15 protein-coding genes are annotated in these 17520 nt (G+C 69.9%); 4 read left to right on the forward strand and 11 right to left on the reverse strand.

The genetic code is table 11. The features are described from left to right. Window positions 1–51 precede the first annotated feature (51 nt). Window positions 52–1344, forward strand: coding sequence for an aminotransferase-like domain-containing protein (locus tag ACX80H_RS08665; RefSeq protein ID WP_459312557.1), 1293 nt, complete (start codon window positions 52–54; stop codon window positions 1342–1344). Between the two features lie 86 nt (window positions 1345–1430). On the opposite strand, the gene ACX80H_RS08670 is transcribed toward ACX80H_RS08665, so the two are convergent. The 6 genes from ACX80H_RS08670 to ACX80H_RS08695 all read right to left on the reverse strand — a co-directional run bounded on the left by ACX80H_RS08670 (window position 1431) and on the right by ACX80H_RS08695 (window position 8176). Further along, window positions 1431–3098, reverse strand: coding sequence for a dihydrolipoamide acetyltransferase family protein (locus ACX80H_RS08670; RefSeq protein ID WP_459312559.1), 1668 nt, complete (start codon window positions 3096–3098; stop codon window positions 1431–1433). 9 nt (window positions 3099–3107) lie between these two features. Continuing rightward, on the reverse strand, window positions 3108–4082 hold the full coding sequence (locus ACX80H_RS08675; RefSeq protein ID WP_459312561.1) for an alpha-ketoacid dehydrogenase subunit beta: 975 nt from the start codon (window positions 4080–4082) through the stop codon (window positions 3108–3110). After that, window positions 4082–5302: a pyruvate dehydrogenase (acetyl-transferring) E1 component subunit alpha gene (gene pdhA / locus ACX80H_RS08680; RefSeq protein WP_459312562.1), complete on the reverse strand. Its 1221-nt coding sequence runs from the start codon at window positions 5300–5302 to the stop codon at window positions 4082–4084. The genes ACX80H_RS08675 and pdhA overlap by 1 nt, the downstream gene beginning before the upstream one ends. Before the next feature lie 135 nt (window positions 5303–5437). After that, window positions 5438–6595 (reverse strand): histidinol-phosphate transaminase, encoded by a 1158-nt coding sequence (locus ACX80H_RS08685; RefSeq protein WP_459312564.1) that lies wholly within the window; start codon window positions 6593–6595, stop codon window positions 5438–5440. Further along, window positions 6579–7874: a hypothetical protein gene (locus ACX80H_RS08690; RefSeq protein ID WP_459312565.1), complete on the reverse strand. Its 1296-nt coding sequence runs from the start codon at window positions 7872–7874 to the stop codon at window positions 6579–6581. The genes ACX80H_RS08685 and ACX80H_RS08690 overlap by 17 nt, the downstream gene beginning before the upstream one ends. Beyond that, window positions 7871–8176, reverse strand: a complete 306-nt coding sequence (locus ACX80H_RS08695) for a hypothetical protein (protein WP_459312566.1) — start codon at window positions 8174–8176, stop codon at window positions 7871–7873. Before ACX80H_RS08695 ends, ACX80H_RS08690 begins: the two co-directional genes overlap by 4 nt. Before the next feature lie 122 nt (window positions 8177–8298). On the opposite strand from ACX80H_RS08695, the gene purB reads away from it, so the two are divergent. Together purB and ACX80H_RS08705 are read left to right on the forward strand one after the other, a co-directional pair. Beyond that, a complete protein-coding gene (gene purB, locus ACX80H_RS08700) occupies window positions 8299–9729 on the forward strand; it encodes an adenylosuccinate lyase (RefSeq protein ID WP_459312567.1) in 1431 nt (476 codons plus the stop codon). Between the two features lie 133 nt (window positions 9730–9862). After that, complete coding sequence (locus ACX80H_RS08705) at window positions 9863–11305, forward strand: lipase maturation factor family protein (RefSeq protein ID WP_459312568.1); 1443 nt, start codon at window positions 9863–9865, stop codon at window positions 11303–11305. Here ACX80H_RS08705 and ACX80H_RS08710 read toward each other — a convergent pair. The 5 genes from ACX80H_RS08710 to ACX80H_RS08730 form a co-directional block, all read right to left on the reverse strand. Beyond that, complete coding sequence (locus tag ACX80H_RS08710) at window positions 11282–11845, reverse strand: 2'-5' RNA ligase family protein (RefSeq protein ID WP_459312569.1); 564 nt, start codon at window positions 11843–11845, stop codon at window positions 11282–11284. The two genes, ACX80H_RS08705 and ACX80H_RS08710, sit on opposite strands and share 24 nt — an antisense overlap. Window positions 11846–11893: 48 nt before the next feature. Further along, a complete protein-coding gene (locus ACX80H_RS08715) occupies window positions 11894–12826 on the reverse strand; it encodes an FHA domain-containing protein (protein ID WP_459312570.1) in 933 nt (310 codons plus the stop codon). 15 nt (window positions 12827–12841) lie between these two features. Next, window positions 12842–13090, reverse strand: coding sequence for a hypothetical protein (locus ACX80H_RS08720; RefSeq protein WP_459312571.1), 249 nt, complete (start codon window positions 13088–13090; stop codon window positions 12842–12844). 130 nt (window positions 13091–13220) lie between these two features. After that, on the reverse strand, window positions 13221–14204 hold the full coding sequence (locus tag ACX80H_RS08725; protein WP_459312572.1) for an aldo/keto reductase: 984 nt from the start codon (window positions 14202–14204) through the stop codon (window positions 13221–13223). Between the two features lie 8 nt (window positions 14205–14212). Beyond that, window positions 14213–15838, reverse strand: a complete 1626-nt coding sequence (locus ACX80H_RS08730) for a cryptochrome/photolyase family protein (RefSeq protein WP_459312573.1) — start codon at window positions 15836–15838, stop codon at window positions 14213–14215. A gap of 146 nt (window positions 15839–15984) precedes the next feature. Between ACX80H_RS08730 and ACX80H_RS08735 the strand changes: the two genes are divergently transcribed. Continuing rightward, the gene (locus ACX80H_RS08735; protein WP_459312574.1) at window positions 15985–17472 is read left to right on the forward strand and encodes an FAD-dependent oxidoreductase; all 1488 of its coding nucleotides are present in this window, start codon (window positions 15985–15987) and stop codon (window positions 17470–17472) included. Window positions 17473–17520 lie beyond the last annotated feature (48 nt).

Consider the following 17520-nt stretch of genomic DNA (forward strand, 5'->3'; position numbering starts at 1 on the left):
CCCCGGTCAACAGCTGTTGCCTCTTGGTGAACCCGCGCCTAGACTCGCGGGATGTCCTCCAGTGAAGCCTCCGCAGACCTCCTGCCCGCCGAGACCGAAGCAGCTCTCGAACGAGCAGTCGATTCGCACAACCGCCACGAACAGCTCTTCTCGGTCCGGGCGGCGAACATCAAGCAGTCCGCCGTCCGCGACGTCTTCGACATCTCGATCCGCCCCGGGCTCGTCTCCCTCGCAGGCGGCAGCCCGTACCTGAAGTCCCTGCCGCTCGAGGATCTCGGCCGCACGGCTCAGAAGATCATCGCCGAACACGGCCTCGAGGCGCTGCAGTACGGCGGCGGACAGGGCATGGAGCAGCTCCGTGAGCTCGTCTGCGACGTCATGGCGGCAGAGGGTATCGAGGGTGCCGACCCCGACGACGTCGTGATCACCACGGGCTCGCAGTCCGCCCAGGACGTCGCCGCCAAGGTCTTCTGCAATCCGGGGGACGTCATCCTCTGCGAGGACCCGACCTATGTCGGGGCGCTCAACACCTTCGAGGCGTACGAGGTGGACGTCGTCGCGGTCCCCATGGACGACGACGGCCTGATCCCCGACGAACTGGAGCGCACCATCACGGCGCTCGAGGCGCAGGGACGGGCGATCAAGGCGCTCTACACGATCCCCAGCTTCAACAACCCGAGCGGCATCACCATGGCCGCGGACCGCCGGCAGCGCGTAGTCGACATCTGCCGCGCCCACAACATCCTGGTCCTCGAGGACAACCCCTACGGCATGCTGCGCTTCGACGGGGAGCCGCTGAGGCCCATGCGCGCGGACAACCCCCACGACGTCATCTACCTCGGCTCCTTCTCGAAGATCTTCGCGCCCGGCGTGCGGCTCGGCTGGGCGCTGGTGCCCAAGCACCTCTACCGCCGGTTCTACCTCGCCTGCGAGGCCGTGGTGCTCTGCCCGTCCCCCCTCACGCAGATGCTGGTGACCGCCTACCTCACCGAGTACGACTGGCGCGGTCACCTGCACACCATGCGCAGCCTGTACCGCGAGCGGTGCGACGCCATGCTCGGCGCCCTGGCCGAGGAACTGCCGGACGGGGTCCACTGGACCACACCCGACGGCGGATTCTTCGTCTGGGTCACCCTTGCCGAGGGCATCGACACCTATCCCCTGCTCCACAGGGCGATCGACGCCGGGGTGGTCTTCATCCCCGGAGCCGCCTTCACCCCGTCGGACGAGCCGTCCAACAAGCTGCGCCTCGCCTTCAGCGCCGTGGCCCCCGCGGACATCGTCGAGGGCGTCCGGCGCCTCGCACCGATCCTGCGTGCAGCGATGGAGGAGAACCGGGCCTGATCCCCGGGTGGCGGAGGCCCGGCCGGGCACGGGGCCGGGCCTGCGCTCCGCCGGGCCCCTCGCAGGGTAGCTCCTGGTGCTGCGCCCTAGTCGAGCAGCAGTGCCGGCTCCTCGAGGATGGAGGCGACGTCGGCCATGAAACGGGCGCTGAGGTCGCCGTCCACCACGCGGTGGTCGAAGGAGCCGCCCAGGGTCGTGATCCAGCGGGGGATGACTTCGCCGTCGAGCACCCAGGGCTTCTGCTTGATCGTCCCGAACGCCACGATCGCCACCTCGCCCGGGTTGATGATCGGCGTTCCGGTGTCGATGCCGAGTGCCCCGATGTTGGTGATGGTCAGCGTGCCGCCCTGCATCTGGGCCGGCTGCGTCTTGCCCGCCCTCGCCGTCGTCGCGAGGTCGTTCAGCGCCAGCGCCAGTTCCTTCAGGGACAGGTCCTGCGCGTCCTTGATGTTCGGGACCATGAGACCGCGCGGGGTGGCGGCGGCGATGCCGAGGTTCATGAAGTGTTTCACGTGGATCTCGTCCTCGGCCCACGTCGCATTGACCGACGGGTTGCGTGCCGCGGCCCAGATGACGGCCTTCGAGAGGATGAGCAGGGGCGAGACCCGGATGCCCTCGAAGTCGCGGGATGCCTTGAGCCGCTTCACGAACTCCATGGTCCGGGAGGCGTCGACGTCCACGAAGATGCTGACGTGGGGCGCGGTGAAGGCGCTCTGGACCATGGCCTTCGCCGTGGCCTTGCGGACACCCTTAACCGGGATGCGCTCGATCCGCCCGCCGCCGAGGAGCTTGCGGTCCGCCCAGAAGGACTCGGCGCCGTCCTGCTCCGCGTCGCGCTGCGACTGGTAGCTCATGAGGTCCTGCTTCGTGACCTCCCCCGCGGATCCCGTGGCGGGGACGTCGGCGAGGTTGATGCCCAGGTCGCGCGCCGCCTTGCGCACCGGAGGTTTCGCCAGGACGCGGTTGATCAGCTGGTTGAGCGGGTTGCCCCGCGGGGGCGTGTCCGCTTCTGCGGGCTGTCCGGCGGACGTGCCTGCCGGAGGATTCGCCGCGGGGCTCGGCAGCTCCGGGCCGGCACCGCCGGCTGCGGGCGCAGTCCCGGGTCCTGCCGGGGACGGGGCGCGGTTCTGCTGCGCTCCCTGCGGGATGCCTCCCTGGTGAAGAGCCTGCGCGGAACCGTCGGGGTCCGCACCGGCGGCCTGTGCCTTCCGGGGCCGGCGCTTGACGGCGTCGGCCTTCGGTCCGGTGCCCACGAGGGGACCCGGGGCCGCGTCGGGTGCGGCTGCCGGTGGTTCGGATGCGTCGGCCCCCGGGCCGGCCGGGTGACCCGCCTCCAGTCCTCCGAGCTCTCCGGGCATACCGGGCACCGGCAGCTCGCCGTCCGTCGCGTGGGCCGGTGCCGGCGGCACGTGGTCCACCCCGCCCTGCACCCCGTTCCCGGGTGCTGCCGCACCGTCCTGGGACCCGCGCGCTGCGCCGTCCTGCCCGCTTCCGGCGCCGGGAGTGGTGCCCCCGGAGTCCTCGACGGAGATGATCGGCGTGCCGACCTCGATGGTCTCCCCCTCGGCCACGAGCAGCTCGGCGACGGTCCCCGCGTAGGGCGAGGAGAGCTCGACGAGGGACTTGGCGGTCTCGATCTCGCAGATGACGTCGTTCACGGACACCGCAGCCCCGGGAGCCACCTTCCACTGCACGATCTCTGCCTCGGTGAGGCCCTCACCGACGTCGGGCAGGTTGAACGTATTGAGCGTCATAATGGTCCTTCAGTAAGCGAAGGCACGGTCGAGTGCCTCGAGGATGCGGTCGATGTCCGGGAGGTACTGTTCCTCCACACGGGCCACGGGGTAGGGCATGTGGAAGCCGCCCACGCGGATGACAGGCGATTCGAGGGACAGGAAGGCACGCTCGGAGATCCGCGCGGCGATCTCGCCGCCGATGCCGCCGAAGGTGGGAGCCTCGTGCGCGACGATCAGCCGGCCGGTGCGCATGACCGACTCCGTAACCGTGTCGAAGTCGATGGGCGAGATGGAGCGGAGGTCGATGACCTCGATGCTCCGGCCGTCCTCCTCCGCAGCGGCGGCAGCCGCGAGGGCCACGGGGACGAGCGGTCCGTAGGCGACGACGGTCGCGTCCGTTCCCCGGCGCAGGACCTGGGCGGAGAACGGATCCCCCGCCGGGGCGGACGTGTCCACTTCACCCTTGAGCCAGTAACGCCGCTTCGGCTCGAAGACGATCACGGGGTCATCGCACGTCACGGCCTGCTGGATCATCCAGTAGGCGTCCTGGGGGTTCGACGGCGTGATGATTCGCAGTCCGGCCGTGTGCGCGAAGAGCGCCTCGGGAGACTCCGAGTGGTGCTCGACGCTGCCGATGCCGCCGCCGTACGGGATGCGGATGACCACGGGAGCGCTGAGCATGCCGTCGCTGCGGGTCCGCAGCTTCGCGAGCTGCGTGGTGATCTGGTTGAAGCCCGGGAAGACGAAGCCGTCGAACTGGATCTCGCAGATGGGACGGTACCCGCGCAGGGCCAAGCCGATGGCCGTGCCGATGATGCCGGACTCAGCCAGCGGGGAGTCGACCACCCGCAGCGCCCCGAAGTCTCTCTTCAGGCCGTCGGTCACGCGGTACACGCCCCCGAGCTCCCCGATGTCCTCACCCATCAGCAGGGTCTTGGGATCCGACGCGAGCGAGGCCCGCAGCCCCTCGTTGATCGCCTTCGCGATCGTCATCGTCGCCATCAGGCGTGCTTCCCTTCATCGGCGAACCCGGCCTCGTACTCCTGGAAGAACCGCAGCTCCTCCTGGACGAGCGGATGCGGCTCTGCGTACACGGTGGCGAAACGGTCCGCGAGTTCCGGCGCCGTCATGGACAGCACGGCCTGGCGCAGATCAGTAGCCATGGCACGGGCCTCCGCGCCGAGCTCCTCGAAGAAGGCGTCGTCCGCCATCCCGGCCGATCGGAGGTAGGACTCGAGCCGTGCCAGGGGGTCCCGGGGCTGCCACTCCTGCTCGTCGCGTGACAGCCGGTACTTCGTCGGGTCGTCCGCGGTCGTGTGGGCGCTCATGCGGTAGGTGTAGGCCTCGATCAGGACCGGGCCCTGTCCGGACCGGGCATGCTCGAGGGCCCAGCGCGTGACGGCCTCGACGGCGACCACGTCGTTGCCGTCGACGCGGATCCCCGGGAACCCGTAGCCCTCCGCCCGCTGGGCGAGGGGCACCCGGGTCTGGACGCTGGACGGGACGGAGATGGCCCACTGGTTGTTCTGGCAGAAGAACACGACGGGGGCGTTGAAGGACGCCGCGAACACCATCGACTCGTGGATGTCGCCCTCGGAGCTCGCCCCGTCGCCGAAGTAGGCGATGGAAGCCGCCGGCGGCAGGGACGGGTCGGCGAGCTGGTCGCGCTGCATGCCCATCGCATAGCCGACGGCGTGCAGGGACTGTGCCGCGAGCACCAGCGTGTAGAGGTGGAAGTTCCGCTCGCGCGGATCCCAGCCGCCGTTGGTCACGCCTCTGAACAGACGGAGGATGTCCGAGAGTTCGACGCCGCGTGTCAGGGCCACGCCGTGCTCACGGTAGGTGGGGAAGGCGTAGTCCTGCGGCTCCAGGGCGCGTCCGGACCCGATCTGCGCGGCCTCCTGGCCGGTCAGCGGCACCCAGAGGGCGAGCTGGCCCTGGCGCTGCAGGGCCGTGGACTCCTGGTCGAAACGTCGGATCAGGAACATGTCGCGGTAGAGCGAGCGCAGGTGTGCGGGGTCGGATGCCGAGAGGTACGGGGAGAAGTCGATGGTGCTGCCGGCGATCTCCGCCGTCAGCCCGCCGGCCATGGTCCCGTCGGCCGAGAGGATCTGCAGCATCCCGGCGTCCGGCTCCAGCCGGCCATCGGCGTCGGAGGAGTGCACAGCACGCCCGACTTCCTCGACCTCGAATTCCGCTGCCGGCAATCGGCTGCTGTTCATCCCTGCTCCTCACCCGACGCAGAACATTCCCTTTGGGGAATGTATGCTGTAAGCCATACACCGAAGAACATATGTCCCGGCGACGTACTGATCAAGACTAGTCAGCGCGGGCCCGTGGGCCTATTTAAGACCGCATCACTCGCTGGTGGGCCGGTGCGTGTAGCCTCTGCACAGCTCCAGGAAGCGCGTATTAGCAGCCTCCTCGCCGATGGAGACCCGCACGCCCTCCGAGCCGAAGGGGCGTACCGACAGGGCGCGCTCCCCTGCCTTCGCCGCGAAGTCCTCGCTGTGCTCGCCCAGCGCCAGCCAGACGAAATTCCCCTCGGCTTCGGGCACGGTCCACCCGAGACCGCGCAGCCCCTCCACCACGCGGGTGCGCTCGTCGACGATCGACTGCACGCGCGCCTCGACCTCCCCGATGTGGCGCAGCGAGGTGACGGCGGCGTGCTCGGCGATCTGTGACACGGCGAACGGGACGGCGCTGACCCTCAGGTGCTCGGTGAGCGCCTGCTGGGAGACGGAGTACCCGACCCGCAGCCCCGCCAGGCCGTGGGCCTTGGAGAAGGTGCGGAGCACGATCACGTTCGGGTGGTCCCGGTAGAGGTCGATGCCGTTGACGGCATCCGGGCGGCGGACGAACTCCTGGTACGCCTCGTCGATCACGACCACGACGTGCGGGGGCACCTCCGCCAGGAAGTCGACGACCTCCCGGCGGGTGAGGACGGGACCCGTGGGGTTGTTGGGCGTGCAGAGCAGGACGACACGCGTCCGGTCGGTGATCGCGGCGGCCATGGCGTCGAGGTCGTGCGTGCCGTCCGCCCGGACCGGCACCTGGACGCCGGCCGCACCGGCGAGTCCGATGCTGATGGGATAGGCCTCGAACGACCGCCAGGCGTAGACCACCTCGTCGGGTGCATCGAAATCGTTCTGCCCCGCGAAGGTGGCGAGGATCTGGTTGAGGGCGCCCAGGCTGCCCGCGCCGGTCACGATGTCGGTGGCGGGGACACCCAGGTAGCCCGCCAGTTCCGTCCGCAGGGCTGTGGTCAGCGGGTCCGGGTACCGGTTGACCGACGTCTCGGACGCGATCGCCTCGAGGACGGCGGGCAGCGGCGGCAGGGGGTTCTCGTTCGACGAGAGCTTGAAGCTCTCCAACCCCTCGACGACGACGGGCGGCTTGCCGGCCGCGTAGCGGGGGAGCTTGCCGAGGACACCGCGGGGACGGATCCCGGCGGGGCCGCTGCCCGCGCCCGGCTCGTCGGAGGGCGTTACCGGTAGGTCATCGATCGACGTCATGGCCATAGCCTAGACCGGCTTCCCTACGCCCCGAGTGAATGCGGGGCCCCGCTGCCCCTGCCGGGCGGGGACGCCGGAACCCCCTGAAGGAATAGCGGCGCGCGGTTCCAGCCGCGCCGGCCGCGGCGAGGAGGGCCGTCGCGGGCGCAAGCGACGGTGCCTCGCTCGCGTCGACGAGACGGGCGCCCTCCGAGTAGTTCTCCAGCTTGTGCGCCGGGCCGAGGCCCCACGGCTCCTGCGATCCGTCCGTGCTGCGCCCGAGGGCCGGCACCGGATTGTGCAGCGTGACGGTGGTGCGGTGGCGGTCGTCGCTGTTGAGGGTCGAATCGAGCTCCGGGACGGTGTCCGCGCTGTGTTCCAGGTGGAGGTACTCGCTGGTGCCGGATTCGTGCCAGCCGGTGGGAGAACCCACCGTCAGGACGAGCTGCACGTCGTACCGCCCGCCCAGCGCGCCGGCGAGGTTGACGGCGTGGAGGCCACCCTGGCTGTACCCCGCGACGATCAAGGCATCGCCGGGGTGGGCGCCGGCCCGCCCGAGGGCATCCAGGACGGCCGCCCCGGTGAAGCGGCTGTCTTCTGCGAGCGCCTCCGCGATGCCCCCGATGTCGAAGGGATTGCTTTCCGCCGCCCCCTCCACGGGTCCGGGCTGCGTGCCCGGCAGCACGACGACGTAGACCGGTCTGCCCGCGGTGCCTGCCCGGAGGACCTCGAAGGTTCCCGGGTCATCGGCCTCCACCGCGGCCAGCCGGCCGACGACGCCCTCGACCGTCCCGTCGAACGCCACCGGAGTGCCGGCCGCCCGGTTCCGCAGTGCGATCGGACCGACCTCCAGCACTCCCCCGCTGATCGCTCCGCGGGCAACCGCGCGGATCGTCGCCGCACTCCCGGCCCGCGCCGCATCGGCGGCCGCTGCTGCCACGCCGTCCGCCACCCGGTAGGCCTGCAGGCTCGCCCGGAGCCGTTCCTCCGTGGAGGCCAGGGAGCACCCGTTGTCGGCAGCTGTCGTCCGCGCTCCGTCCAGCTGCGAGTGTGCGTCCTGGTAGTGCAGCCCGGCACCGGCCCCGAGGGGCTGGAGATGCAGGACCCGCCAGGGCAGTTCGCACACCTCGCGATCGAGGCGCCCGAGGGAGACGGCGACATCCCCTGCCTCCATTGCGAGGAGGGAGAGCACGCCGGCGGCCTCCTCGAGTTCCTCCCACTGGAAGCGGATACCACCGACGCCGCCGCGGACAATCAGGCAGCCGTCGTCGCCCTCCACCGGGCGGAGCCCGTCCGTCACAGTCCTGCCTGCCGCCGGAGCGCTTCAGCCTCGAGGACCAGCCGGCCGTACTCGTCGAGGTCGCGGGCCGCCGACTCGAGCAGGTCGATCGTCCGGGAGAGTTCCCGGCAGCGCTCGCCGAGGTAGGACCTGAAGTTGTCCCCTGCCGGGGATTCCCAGGACCGCAGGGAGACGGAGAGTGCATGCCGCCGGATGCCGGCGAGCCTGTCGGCGTGCCAGCGCACGGCTGCCGCCAGGGCGGCCACGTCCGCGCTCGCCGCCGCTCCGTGTCCCGATGCCGGACCCGCCTCCAGCCGCTCCATCGCCTTGCTCCTCTCCTGGCCGTTCCCCAACGCTAGGAGCACCCGGGGCGGCGGTCGGCGGGGCCGCAGGTATGTGGACAGCAGCGTGAACTCCGGGGCCGGCCTCGTGAAAGAATGGCGCAATGGCTGACTCCACGCTCTCCCGGGTTGAATTCGCTGCACTGTCCCGAGGGGAGGCCACGTCTCTGACCCTCGGTCCGCTCGACGGCCGGTACCGTGAAGCGGTCGCCCCGCTCATCGACTTCCTGTCGGAAGCGGCCCTCAACCGCGACCGCGTCCACGTCGAGGTCGAATGGCTGATCCACCTCACGCGGTCCGCCGTGCTGCCCGGCACGGAGCCGCTCAGCGAGGAGCAGGAGGCCCGGCTCCGCGCCGTCGTCACGTCCTTCGACGCGGACTCGGTCACCGAACTCGGCGAGATCGAGAAGGTCACCGTCCACGACGTCAAGGCCGTGGAGTACTACATCGGACGGCGCCTCGAGGGCATCGGCATCGGCCGGTTGAAGCCCCTGGTCCACTTCGGCTGCACCTCGGAGGACATCAACAACCTGTCCTATGCCCTCGGCATCAAGGGTGCCGTGCTGGACATCTGGCTCCCCGCCGCGCGGGACCTCGTCGCCTCGATCGCGGAGCTGGCCAGGACCTCGAGGGACACCCCGATGCTCTCGCGCACGCACGGCCAGCCGGCGACGCCCACCACGCTCGGCAAGGAGATGGCCGTCGTCGCGCACCGCCTGAACCGGCAGCTGGACCGCATCGCCTCGACGGAGTTCCTCGGCAAGATCAACGGCGCGACCGGCACCTATGCCGCGCACTACGCCTCGGTCCCGCAGGCCGACTGGCAGGATGTGTCCCGGTCCTTCGTCGAGGGTCTCGGGCTCACCTGGAACCCGCTCACCACGCAGATCGAGTCGCACGACTGGCAGGCGGAGCTGTACTCCGACGTCGCCCGGTTCAACCGGATCCTGCACAACTTCTGCACCGACGTGTGGAGCTACATCTCCATCGGCTACTTCGCGCAGATCCCGGTGGCCGGCGCCACGGGCTCGTCCACCATGCCCCACAAGGTCAATCCCATCCGCTTCGAGAACGCCGAAGCCAACCTGGAGATCTCCTCGGCACTGCTCGACGTCCTGGCGTCCACCCTCGTGACCTCGCGCTGGCAGCGGGACCTCACGGACTCCTCGAGCCAGCGCAACATCGGCGTGGCCCTCGGCCACTCGCTGCTCGCTATCTCGAACGTGGCCAAAGGACTGGCGCGCCTCGACGTCGCCGAGGACGTCCTCGCGGCGGACCTCGACGGCAACTGGGAGGTCCTCGGGGAGGCCGTGCAGATGGTCATGCGGGCCGAGGCGATCGCCGGCGTGCCGGGGCTCGACGATCCGTACGAGCGCCTGAAGGAACTGACCCGTGGCCACCGCGTGGACGCCGGACGCATGCGGGAGTTCGTCGGCAGCCTCGGACTCAGCGCGGAGGCCGAGCAACGGCTCCTGGCCCTCTCCCCCGCCACCTACACCGGGATCGCCGCGCACCTCGTGGACCACCTGGGCTGATCCGGCCCGGGCCACCGCACGCAGCCTCGCCGACGGCCCCGCGGAACGCCGGGCCCCGGTAGCACGACCGGCCCCTCCATGGCGCACCGACGTGTCCTTGACGCTGCCTCGGCGGCAACCGGACGCTGGATGGATGGAGTGGTTGACCGACGTCCTGGCGGCCGAGGACTACGAGGTGGGCCGGCAGATCGTGCAGCGCGGCGTCGCGGCCGTGTACCTCGTGGCATTCCTGTCCGCGGTGGCGCAGTTCCCGGCTCTCCTGGGCGAGAAGGGCCTGATGCCCGTCCCGGAGTTCCTCGAACGGGCCGGGAAGCGGGCGGGCCCCTCACTGTTCCACCGGCGCTACTCCGACCGCCTGCTGTTGGCCGTCGCCTGGTCCGGGGCGGCCATCGCCGCTCTGCTCGTGGCCGGGCTCCCGCAGGCGGGGCCGCCATGGCTGCCCCTGGTGGCCTTCCTCGTCATCTGGTGGCTCTACACCTCGATCGTCAACGTGGGACAGGCCTTCTACGGGTTCGGCTGGGAGAGCCTCCTCCTCGAGGCCGGGTTCATCGTCGCGTTCCTCGGCTCCAACGAGGTGGCCCCGCCCTTCCTGGTTCTGCTGATGATCCGCTGGCTCGTCTTCCGCCTCGAATTCGGGGCGGGCATGATCAAGATGCGCGGCGACCGCTCCTGGCGCGACCTGACGGCGCTGTACTACCACCACGAGACCCAGCCGATGCCGAACCCGGCCAGCCGCTTCTTCCACCTGCTGCCCAAGCCGCTGCACCGCCTGGAGGTGGCGGGCAACCACGTGACGCAGCTCGTGGTCCCGTTCCTCCTCTTCGCACCGCAGCCCATCGCGGGATTCGCGGGCCTCATCATGATCGTCACGCAGGGCTGGCTCGTGCTCTCGGGCAACTTCGCGTGGCTCAACACGCTGACGATCATCCTGGCCTTCGCCGCTGTCCCCGACTCCTTCTACGCCGCGGTGTTCCCGGCCTTCGACGCGGCCGGGACCTACGATGGGACCCCGCTGTGGTTCACTGTCGTCGTCGTGCTCGCCATGCTGTTCCTCGCCTACCTGAGCTGGCCGTCGCTCCTGAACCTGTTCGCCCGGCGCCAGCTGATGAACGCGAGCTTCAATCGCTGGCACCTCGGCAACGCCTACGGCGCGTTCGGCAGCGTGACGAAGGTCCGCTACGAGGTGATCGTCGAGGGGACGCTCGACGACGTCGGACCGGGCGCGCAGTGGCGCGAGTACGAGTTCAAGGGCAAGCCGGGAGACCCGTCGCGCATGCCGCGCCAGTTCGCCCCGTACCACCTGCGGCTCGACTGGATGATGTGGTTCCTGGCCCTCGGCTCCGAGCGGGGCTGGTTCACCCCGTTCCTGGTCAAGCTGCTGCAGGCGGATCCGCTGATCCTGAAGCTGCTGCGCAAGGACCCGTTCGACGGCGCCCGGCCACGCTATGTCCGGGCCCGCATCTTCCTGTACCGTTTCTCGACGCGCGCCGAGAAACGCGCGACCGGGCTCTGGTGGATCCGCGAGCCGCAGGGCGTCCTCATCCATCCGGCGTCACTGCGGGCCGAGGTCTCCTGAGGCCGGAGGCCACAAGGCTCCCCCGCCCAGCTGGACGAGGCGCTTCTCCTTCGCGTCCCAGCGCCGGACGATCCCGGCGTCGAGCCGCTTGGACGGACGGTCCCGCAGGATGCCGAGGGCTACGGCCAATTGGTCCGCGGTGAGTCCGTGACCGAGCGTGATGTGCGGCGTCCAGGACCCGGGGACCGTCGTGGGTACGGCATCCGCCACTCCGTCGAGGGCTCGCCAGATGCGACGGTGCAGGTCGGCCAGAGCGGCATCGGCCACGACCTGCCGGGCGAGCACGAACTTCCGCCGCGTCGGGAAGACGAGGAAGCCGGCCGTCACCAGCTCCAGCGCGTCCCCCGTGGTGGCGGCGGCGAGGTCGACGTCGTAGCGGTCGTCGATCCGCGCGGCAGCCGCGAGCGTGATGTGCGGGGCGTTGCTGAAGGACTGGTGCTGCGACTGGTTGGGCAGGCCTGCTGCCTCCAGCGCGGCCCAGTCATCGAGCAGGAATCCCTCCGACGCCGGGCCCAGCAGGAGTTCGACACTATCGGCCATGCCGGACACATCCCGGTCCCGTACGAGGACCCCAAAGCGGCACCGTACTCAGCGCGGTCGCCGCCGGAAGTCGCCGACGCCCGTGGACCCGTCCATCTCGGTGCTACCCGTCCGCGGATCACGCTGCGGTCGCTGGTACGCCAGCTCCCCGCCGCTGCGCCCGCCGAAGGGCCGCCCGTGGTCGGCGTACTCCTCGCGGAAGAAGGCCAGCGCCCACTCGCCGAGCAGGATGCGCGCGCCGGTGCGGAGGACCGATTGCTGCCGGCCCCCCATGCTTCCCGTGACGATCCCGTGGGGGATCAGCACGTACTCGTCGTCCTCCGTGTGGAGGACCTCGGCGTGGAGGTCGTCGAGGCCTGCCAGGTGCAGCATCGCGTCGTCGCCGCTTCCGATCGTGGTGCGATCGGCGGTGAGTTCGAATTCACGCGGCACCTGGCCGTTCCAGGTCGCCGAGTTCTGCACGAAGATCAGCCGCGGGCGCCCTCCGCCGCGCACGTAGTGCGTCGTCGTGATCGTTCGCCTGATGCGTCGGTTGACGGTCGGCACCAGCGGGAACGGGGTCGACGGGGGAAGGAGCGACAGCGGAAGGGACGACGGCGACGAGCCCTTCTCGAGTGCGCGGCGGCCGACGCCGAGCAGCGGCGCGAGCGTGCCGGGCGAGCCGAGCCGGATGTGCGGGGACCTCGTGATCAGCCGCTGCGCGAGGGAGGGTTTCACCGCGCCGAGGCTGATGAGGAGCCCGTTCGGCCCGGTCACTGAGAGCGCGAGGCCGCGCGCAGCGAGGTGCCCGGCGAAGCCGCGCACCTGCCCGAGGCTGGGGAGGTTGGTGCCGCGGAAGGATCCGGGGTCGTCGACGAAGATGTCGACCGTGGTCCCGGCTGCCGTGACCGTGCCGGACAGGCGTGCTTCCGGCTTGCCGTCGGCTGCCGGTTCCACCAACGAGAAGCCGAGGTCTATGTCGAGCCGAAGGGACGGTGCCATGTCACTCGGGGCGGATCAGCTCGCGGAGGGGTTGGAGGCGCCGGCATTGTCACTCGTGGTGATGCGCAGCGTACCGTCGAACTTCCAGGTGGCGCGGGGAGCGTCAGGGCCGATGTCGCGCGGCACCTCGATGGTCATGTCCTGCAGGGTGTAGTTGATCGCGGCGCCACGGCCGGTCAGGTAGGACCACATCTCCTCGGCGAGGTCGGTCCAGTCGCGGATGGTGTGCGAGTCGCCGGCGGCGGGCGAGGTGTTCTCAGTCATGTCGATTCCTTCGTGGATGAGCCAACAATGACAGACGTCCTCTAACTCCGTCTGACTTAGGTACTGCACACCCTAGCCCAGGGCCGGGGGTTACCGGAACCCGTCCCGAGGGACGGGTTCCGGCCGCGGGTCACCACTTCGGATGGACGGTGGCCCGGAAGTGGCGGTCGTAGATGTCGGCGACGGCGGCGCTGATCTCCGCACCGAGGCCCACCGAGTCGGCGGCCGCAGCATTGGCCCGGGCCTGCTCCGGATTGCGCGCTCCGGGGATCACGGTGCTGACGCCGTCCTGCGCGATGATCCAGGCGAGCGCGGCCTGCGCGGTGCTCACGCCCTCCGGGACGAGTTCCGCGAAGTCACGCGCTGCCTGCAGCCCGGTCTCGTAGTCCACACCGGAGAAGGTCTCGCCGACGTCGAACGCCGCGCCGGTCCGGTTGTAGTTCCGGTGGTCGTTCTCGGCGAACGCGGTGTCCTTCGTGTACTTGCCGGACAGCAGGCCCGATGCCAGGGGCACGCGCGCGATGATCCCGACTCCCGCCGCCCTGGCTGCCGGCAGGACCTCGTCGAGCGGCTTCAGCCGGAACGCGTTGAGGATGATCTGCACGCTGGCGGTGTTGCCCCGGGCGATCGCGGCGAGCGCCTCGTCGGTGCGCTCCACACTGACGCCGTAGTTCCTGATGACGCCGTCGCCGACGAGGGTGTCGAGGGCGTCGAAGACCTCGTCGGAACTGTAGACGGCGGTCGGCGGGCAGTGCAGCTGGACGAGGTCGAGCGCATCGACGCCGAGGTTCTTCCGCGAGCGATCGATCCACTGCCGGAAGTTGGACAGGGTGTAGTTCTCGGGCACCTGGTCGACGCGGCGGCCCATCTTGGTGCCCACGAGGATGTCGAGGTCCGGATTGGCGTCGAGGAACCGCCCGATCGTCGTCTCGCTCCGCCCGTCGCCGTACACATCGGCGGTGTCGAAGAACGTCACGCCGGCTTCGACGGCTGCATCGAGGACGGCGACGGCGTCCTTGTCCTCCACCTCACCCCAGTCGGCGCCGAGCTGCCAGGTACCGAGGCCGACGACGGAGACGGGGCGGTTGGTTCTTCCAAGGGTTCTTTGTTCCATGGTTCCGACTATAGGCCGGGCAGGGTGGACTGGGTCGCCGGCACCTCCTGCGCCGTCCGCGCGTCCGTCGGGCGCTCCTCCAGCGGTGCCCTCGCCTCCGTCCGCGAGCGCGCGCCGGTGTGCCCGCCTGTATGCACGGCAGCGCGGTGCCCGTCCGCCGTGGTCGACTCCTCACCGGAGATCCATCGTGCTGCCTCGCGACGCAGGTCGGATCGCCGCTCGGCGTCCATGCGGTCGAAGAGCATCACGCTCATGCGCGACCTCGGATTGCGGGCGAACAGTTCCCGGTAATCGCCGACGAACTCCCAGTAGAGCGCGTCCCAACTGAACCGCCAGGGGCCGTCCTTGAAATCGCTCATCTTTTTGATGTAGTTGCTGCCGCTGACATAGGGCTTGGTCGTGATCATGGTGCCCGCCGCGTATTGGCTCATGGCATAGACGTTGGGCACCATCACCCAGTCGTACGCGTCGATAAACATCTCCATGAACCACTCGTAGACGGCATCCGGGTTGGCCCGCATCAGCAGGGCCGCGTTGCCGAGCACCATGAGGCGCTCGATGTGGTGGGCGTACGCGGTGTCCAGGACCCGGGTGATGACGGAGTCCACCGGTTCCAGCCCGGTATCCCCCGTCCACCACCGGGGGTCCAGGTCAGCTGTCAGCCCCAGGGTGTTGCCGGTCCGCATTTCCCGGCCGCGGAGGACGTAGGACGCACGGATGTACTCCCGCCAGCCGATGACCTGGCGGATGAAACCCTCCACACTGGCGATCGGCGTCCCATGGCGGTCGGCGAAGTCGAGCGCGAGGTCCACCACCTCGGCAGGGCTGAGGAGCCCGGTGTTCATGCTGGAACTCAGCGCCGAGTGGAACAGGTAGGTCTGGCCCTCGGCGATCGAGTCCTCGTACGGGCCGAACAGTTCGAAGCGCTCAACGAGGAAGGCTTCCAGCGCGTCGGAGGCCTGGCGGTGCGTCACGGGCCAGTTGAAGGAGTCGGCGTTGCCGGGGTTGTCGGGGAAGGCGGTCCTGACCCATGCGATGGCATCCTCCACCTCGGGAGGCCGCGCGAACCCGGGGAGGTCCGGTAGTGCGACCGTCTTCGGCAGCTTCTTGCGGTTCTCGGTGTCGAAGCTCCACTTCCCACCCGTCGGGGAGCCGTCGGCCTCCACCAGGATGCCGAGCCGCTTGCGCTGCCACTCGTAGAAGGTCTGCATCCGCCAGTTGTGCGAGGAGAAGTAGGTGCCGCTGACCTCCCGCGGCGTGAGGAACTGCGGCGTCTCCAGGATGCGCGCCTCGACCACGGCGTCGGCGAGGGTGCGGGTGAGGCGGCGCTCGAGCCAATCGTCGACGACGTCGTAGTAGGTCACGAGGGTGGCCCCGCGGTCGGCGAGCACGGCGGACAGGCGTTCTTGGCTGGCGTGCTCGGCCGAGGTCTCCACGTAGTCCACGCTGAAGCCGGCGTCCTCCACACGGCGCGCGAAGAGAGTCATCGCCGCGCGGTGCAGCACGAGTTTCTGCTGATGGAAGCGCAGGCTGCGGAACAGGAGGTCGTCCTCGAGGAACACGAAGTGCGTGTCCCGGGAGGCCTCGAGGTGCTCCTCGAACAGTTGGTGCGGCAGGACGAGTCGAACGTGCACCGGGGGCGCCCTTCTGATAGGAACAATCGTCGGTCGCCACCCTAACGCCCGCCTCGGACACAGCCCGGCGCCCTGCGTCGGGCGCTTGACTGTAAGCATGCTCAGTGGTTCCGTGGGATCACCGTTCGGCTCCTGAGAGGACCACCGTGAAGTCACTCTGGCTCGACACCGCTCCGCACATTCCGTCCGACACCCTGCAGGACGGCGCCGCGTATGACTCCGTGGTGGTGGGGGCGGGACTGACGGGCCTGACGACGGCGCTCCTGCTGGCACGGGCGGGCCACCGTGTGGCGGTCCTCGATGCCCGGACCGCCGGAGCGGTGACCACGGGCAACACCACGGCGAAGCTCTCCCTCCTGCAGGGCACCAGCATCTCGACCATCCTCCAGCACCACGACCCCGAGCTCGCCCGCGCCTACGTCCTGGGCAACCGCGAGGGCCAGAGCTGGCTCCTGCGCTTCTGCGACGAGCACGGGATCGGCTACGAGACGCGTGACGCCGTCAACTACGCGACCACCGACACCGGCGCCCGCAAGCTCGTCTCCGAGCACGAGGCGTGCACCGAGGCGGGCCTCGCCACCGAGCTCGGCGCCGCCGCCGCTCTTCCCTTCCCCGTCCGCAAGACGCTGCGCCTGAAGGACCAGGCGCAGTTCCACCCGCTCGAGGTGCTGGCCGGCCTGGCGTCGGAGCTCCGGCGGCACGGCGGTGCACTGATCGAGGGCGTCCGGGTCGAGGGCGTCGCGAAGACCGGGTCCGAGGGCGTGGAGCTGAAGACCAGTGCGGGTGCCGTGACGGCGTCGAACGTGGTGCTCGCCACGGGCATCCCCATCCTCGACCGGGGAGGCTACTTCGCCGTCCTGCAGCCGATGCGCTCGTACTGCGTCGCCCTGACCGTGCAGGACGACGTCCCCGAGGACATGTACCTCAGCGTCGATTCGCCCACCCGTTCCCTGCGCACGGCGACCGTGAACGGGACCAAGTACCTCATCGCGGGCGGCAACGGCCATCGGGTCGGGCACAGCTCGAACACCCAGGGCCGGGTGGACGACCTCACCCGCTGGGCGCAGGAATACTTCCCCACGGCGCTGCCCGCCTACGCCTGGTCCGCCCAGGACTACACCCCCGCCGCCGCCGTGCCCTACGTCGGCAAGGTCCCGGCCGGCGGCGGGCACATCTATGCCGCGACGGGCTACAACAAGTGGGGCATGACGAACGCCGTCGCGGCGTCCATGGCCCTGTCCGGCGAGATCCTCGGGGGCAACATGCCGTGGGCCCAGACCCTCTACCGGACGAAGGTCAGCCCTGCGGACGCGCTCCAGACCGCCCAGGCGAACGCCGTCGTCGGCATGGACCTGGTGACGGGCTGGCTGTCCGGCCTTGCGAAGACCGGCTCCTCGGCGCCCGGAGAGGGCGAGGGCCGCGTCATCCGGGAGGGCGCACGGCCCATCGGTGTCTGCACGGTCGACGGCGTGCAGCATCGTGTCTCTGCCGTCTGCCCGCACCTTCACGGCGTCCTGACCTGGAACGATGCCGAGCGGTCCTGGGACTGCCCGCTGCACGGTTCGCGCTTCACGGCCGACGGGAAGCTGCTCGAAGGGCCGTCGACCTCCGACCTGGCGGATACGCGGCGCTGACCTCCGCAGCCGCACAAGAACCCGCGCCCGCAGTGCGTCCGGCCCGGT

The organism is Arthrobacter pasteuri, assembly GCF_054510955.1.

Bases quoted from the DNA above. Each gene is read 5' to 3' on its own strand.
- ACX80H_RS08720 (WP_459312571.1), bottom strand. From the start codon at position 13,090: ATGACTGAGAACACCTCGCCCGCCGCCGGCGACTCGCACACCATCCGC.
- ACX80H_RS08695 (WP_459312566.1), bottom strand. From the start codon at position 8,176: ATGGAGCGGCTGGAGGCGGGTCCGGCATCGGGACACGGAGCGGCGGCG.
- ACX80H_RS08685 (WP_459312564.1), bottom strand. From the start codon at position 6,595: ATGACGTCGATCGATGACCTACCGGTAACGCCCTCCGACGAGCCGGGC.
- pdhA (WP_459312562.1), bottom strand. From the start codon at position 5,302: ATGAACAGCAGCCGATTGCCGGCAGCGGAATTCGAGGTCGAGGAAGTC.
- ACX80H_RS08710 (WP_459312569.1), bottom strand. From the start codon at position 11,845: ATGGCCGATAGTGTCGAACTCCTGCTGGGCCCGGCGTCGGAGGGATTC.
- ACX80H_RS08715 (WP_459312570.1), bottom strand. From the start codon at position 12,826: ATGGCACCGTCCCTTCGGCTCGACATAGACCTCGGCTTCTCGTTGGTG.
- ACX80H_RS08725 (WP_459312572.1), bottom strand. From the start codon at position 14,204: ATGGAACAAAGAACCCTTGGAAGAACCAACCGCCCCGTCTCCGTCGTC.
- ACX80H_RS08675 (WP_459312561.1), bottom strand. From the start codon at position 4,082: ATGGCGACGATGACGATCGCGAAGGCGATCAACGAGGGGCTGCGGGCC.
- ACX80H_RS08705 (WP_459312568.1), top strand. From the start codon at position 9,863: ATGGAGTGGTTGACCGACGTCCTGGCGGCCGAGGACTACGAGGTGGGC.
- ACX80H_RS08670 (WP_459312559.1), bottom strand. From the start codon at position 3,098: ATGACGCTCAATACGTTCAACCTGCCCGACGTCGGTGAGGGCCTCACC.
- ACX80H_RS08665 (WP_459312557.1), top strand. From the start codon at position 52: ATGTCCTCCAGTGAAGCCTCCGCAGACCTCCTGCCCGCCGAGACCGAA.
- purB (WP_459312567.1), top strand. From the start codon at position 8,299: ATGGCTGACTCCACGCTCTCCCGGGTTGAATTCGCTGCACTGTCCCGA.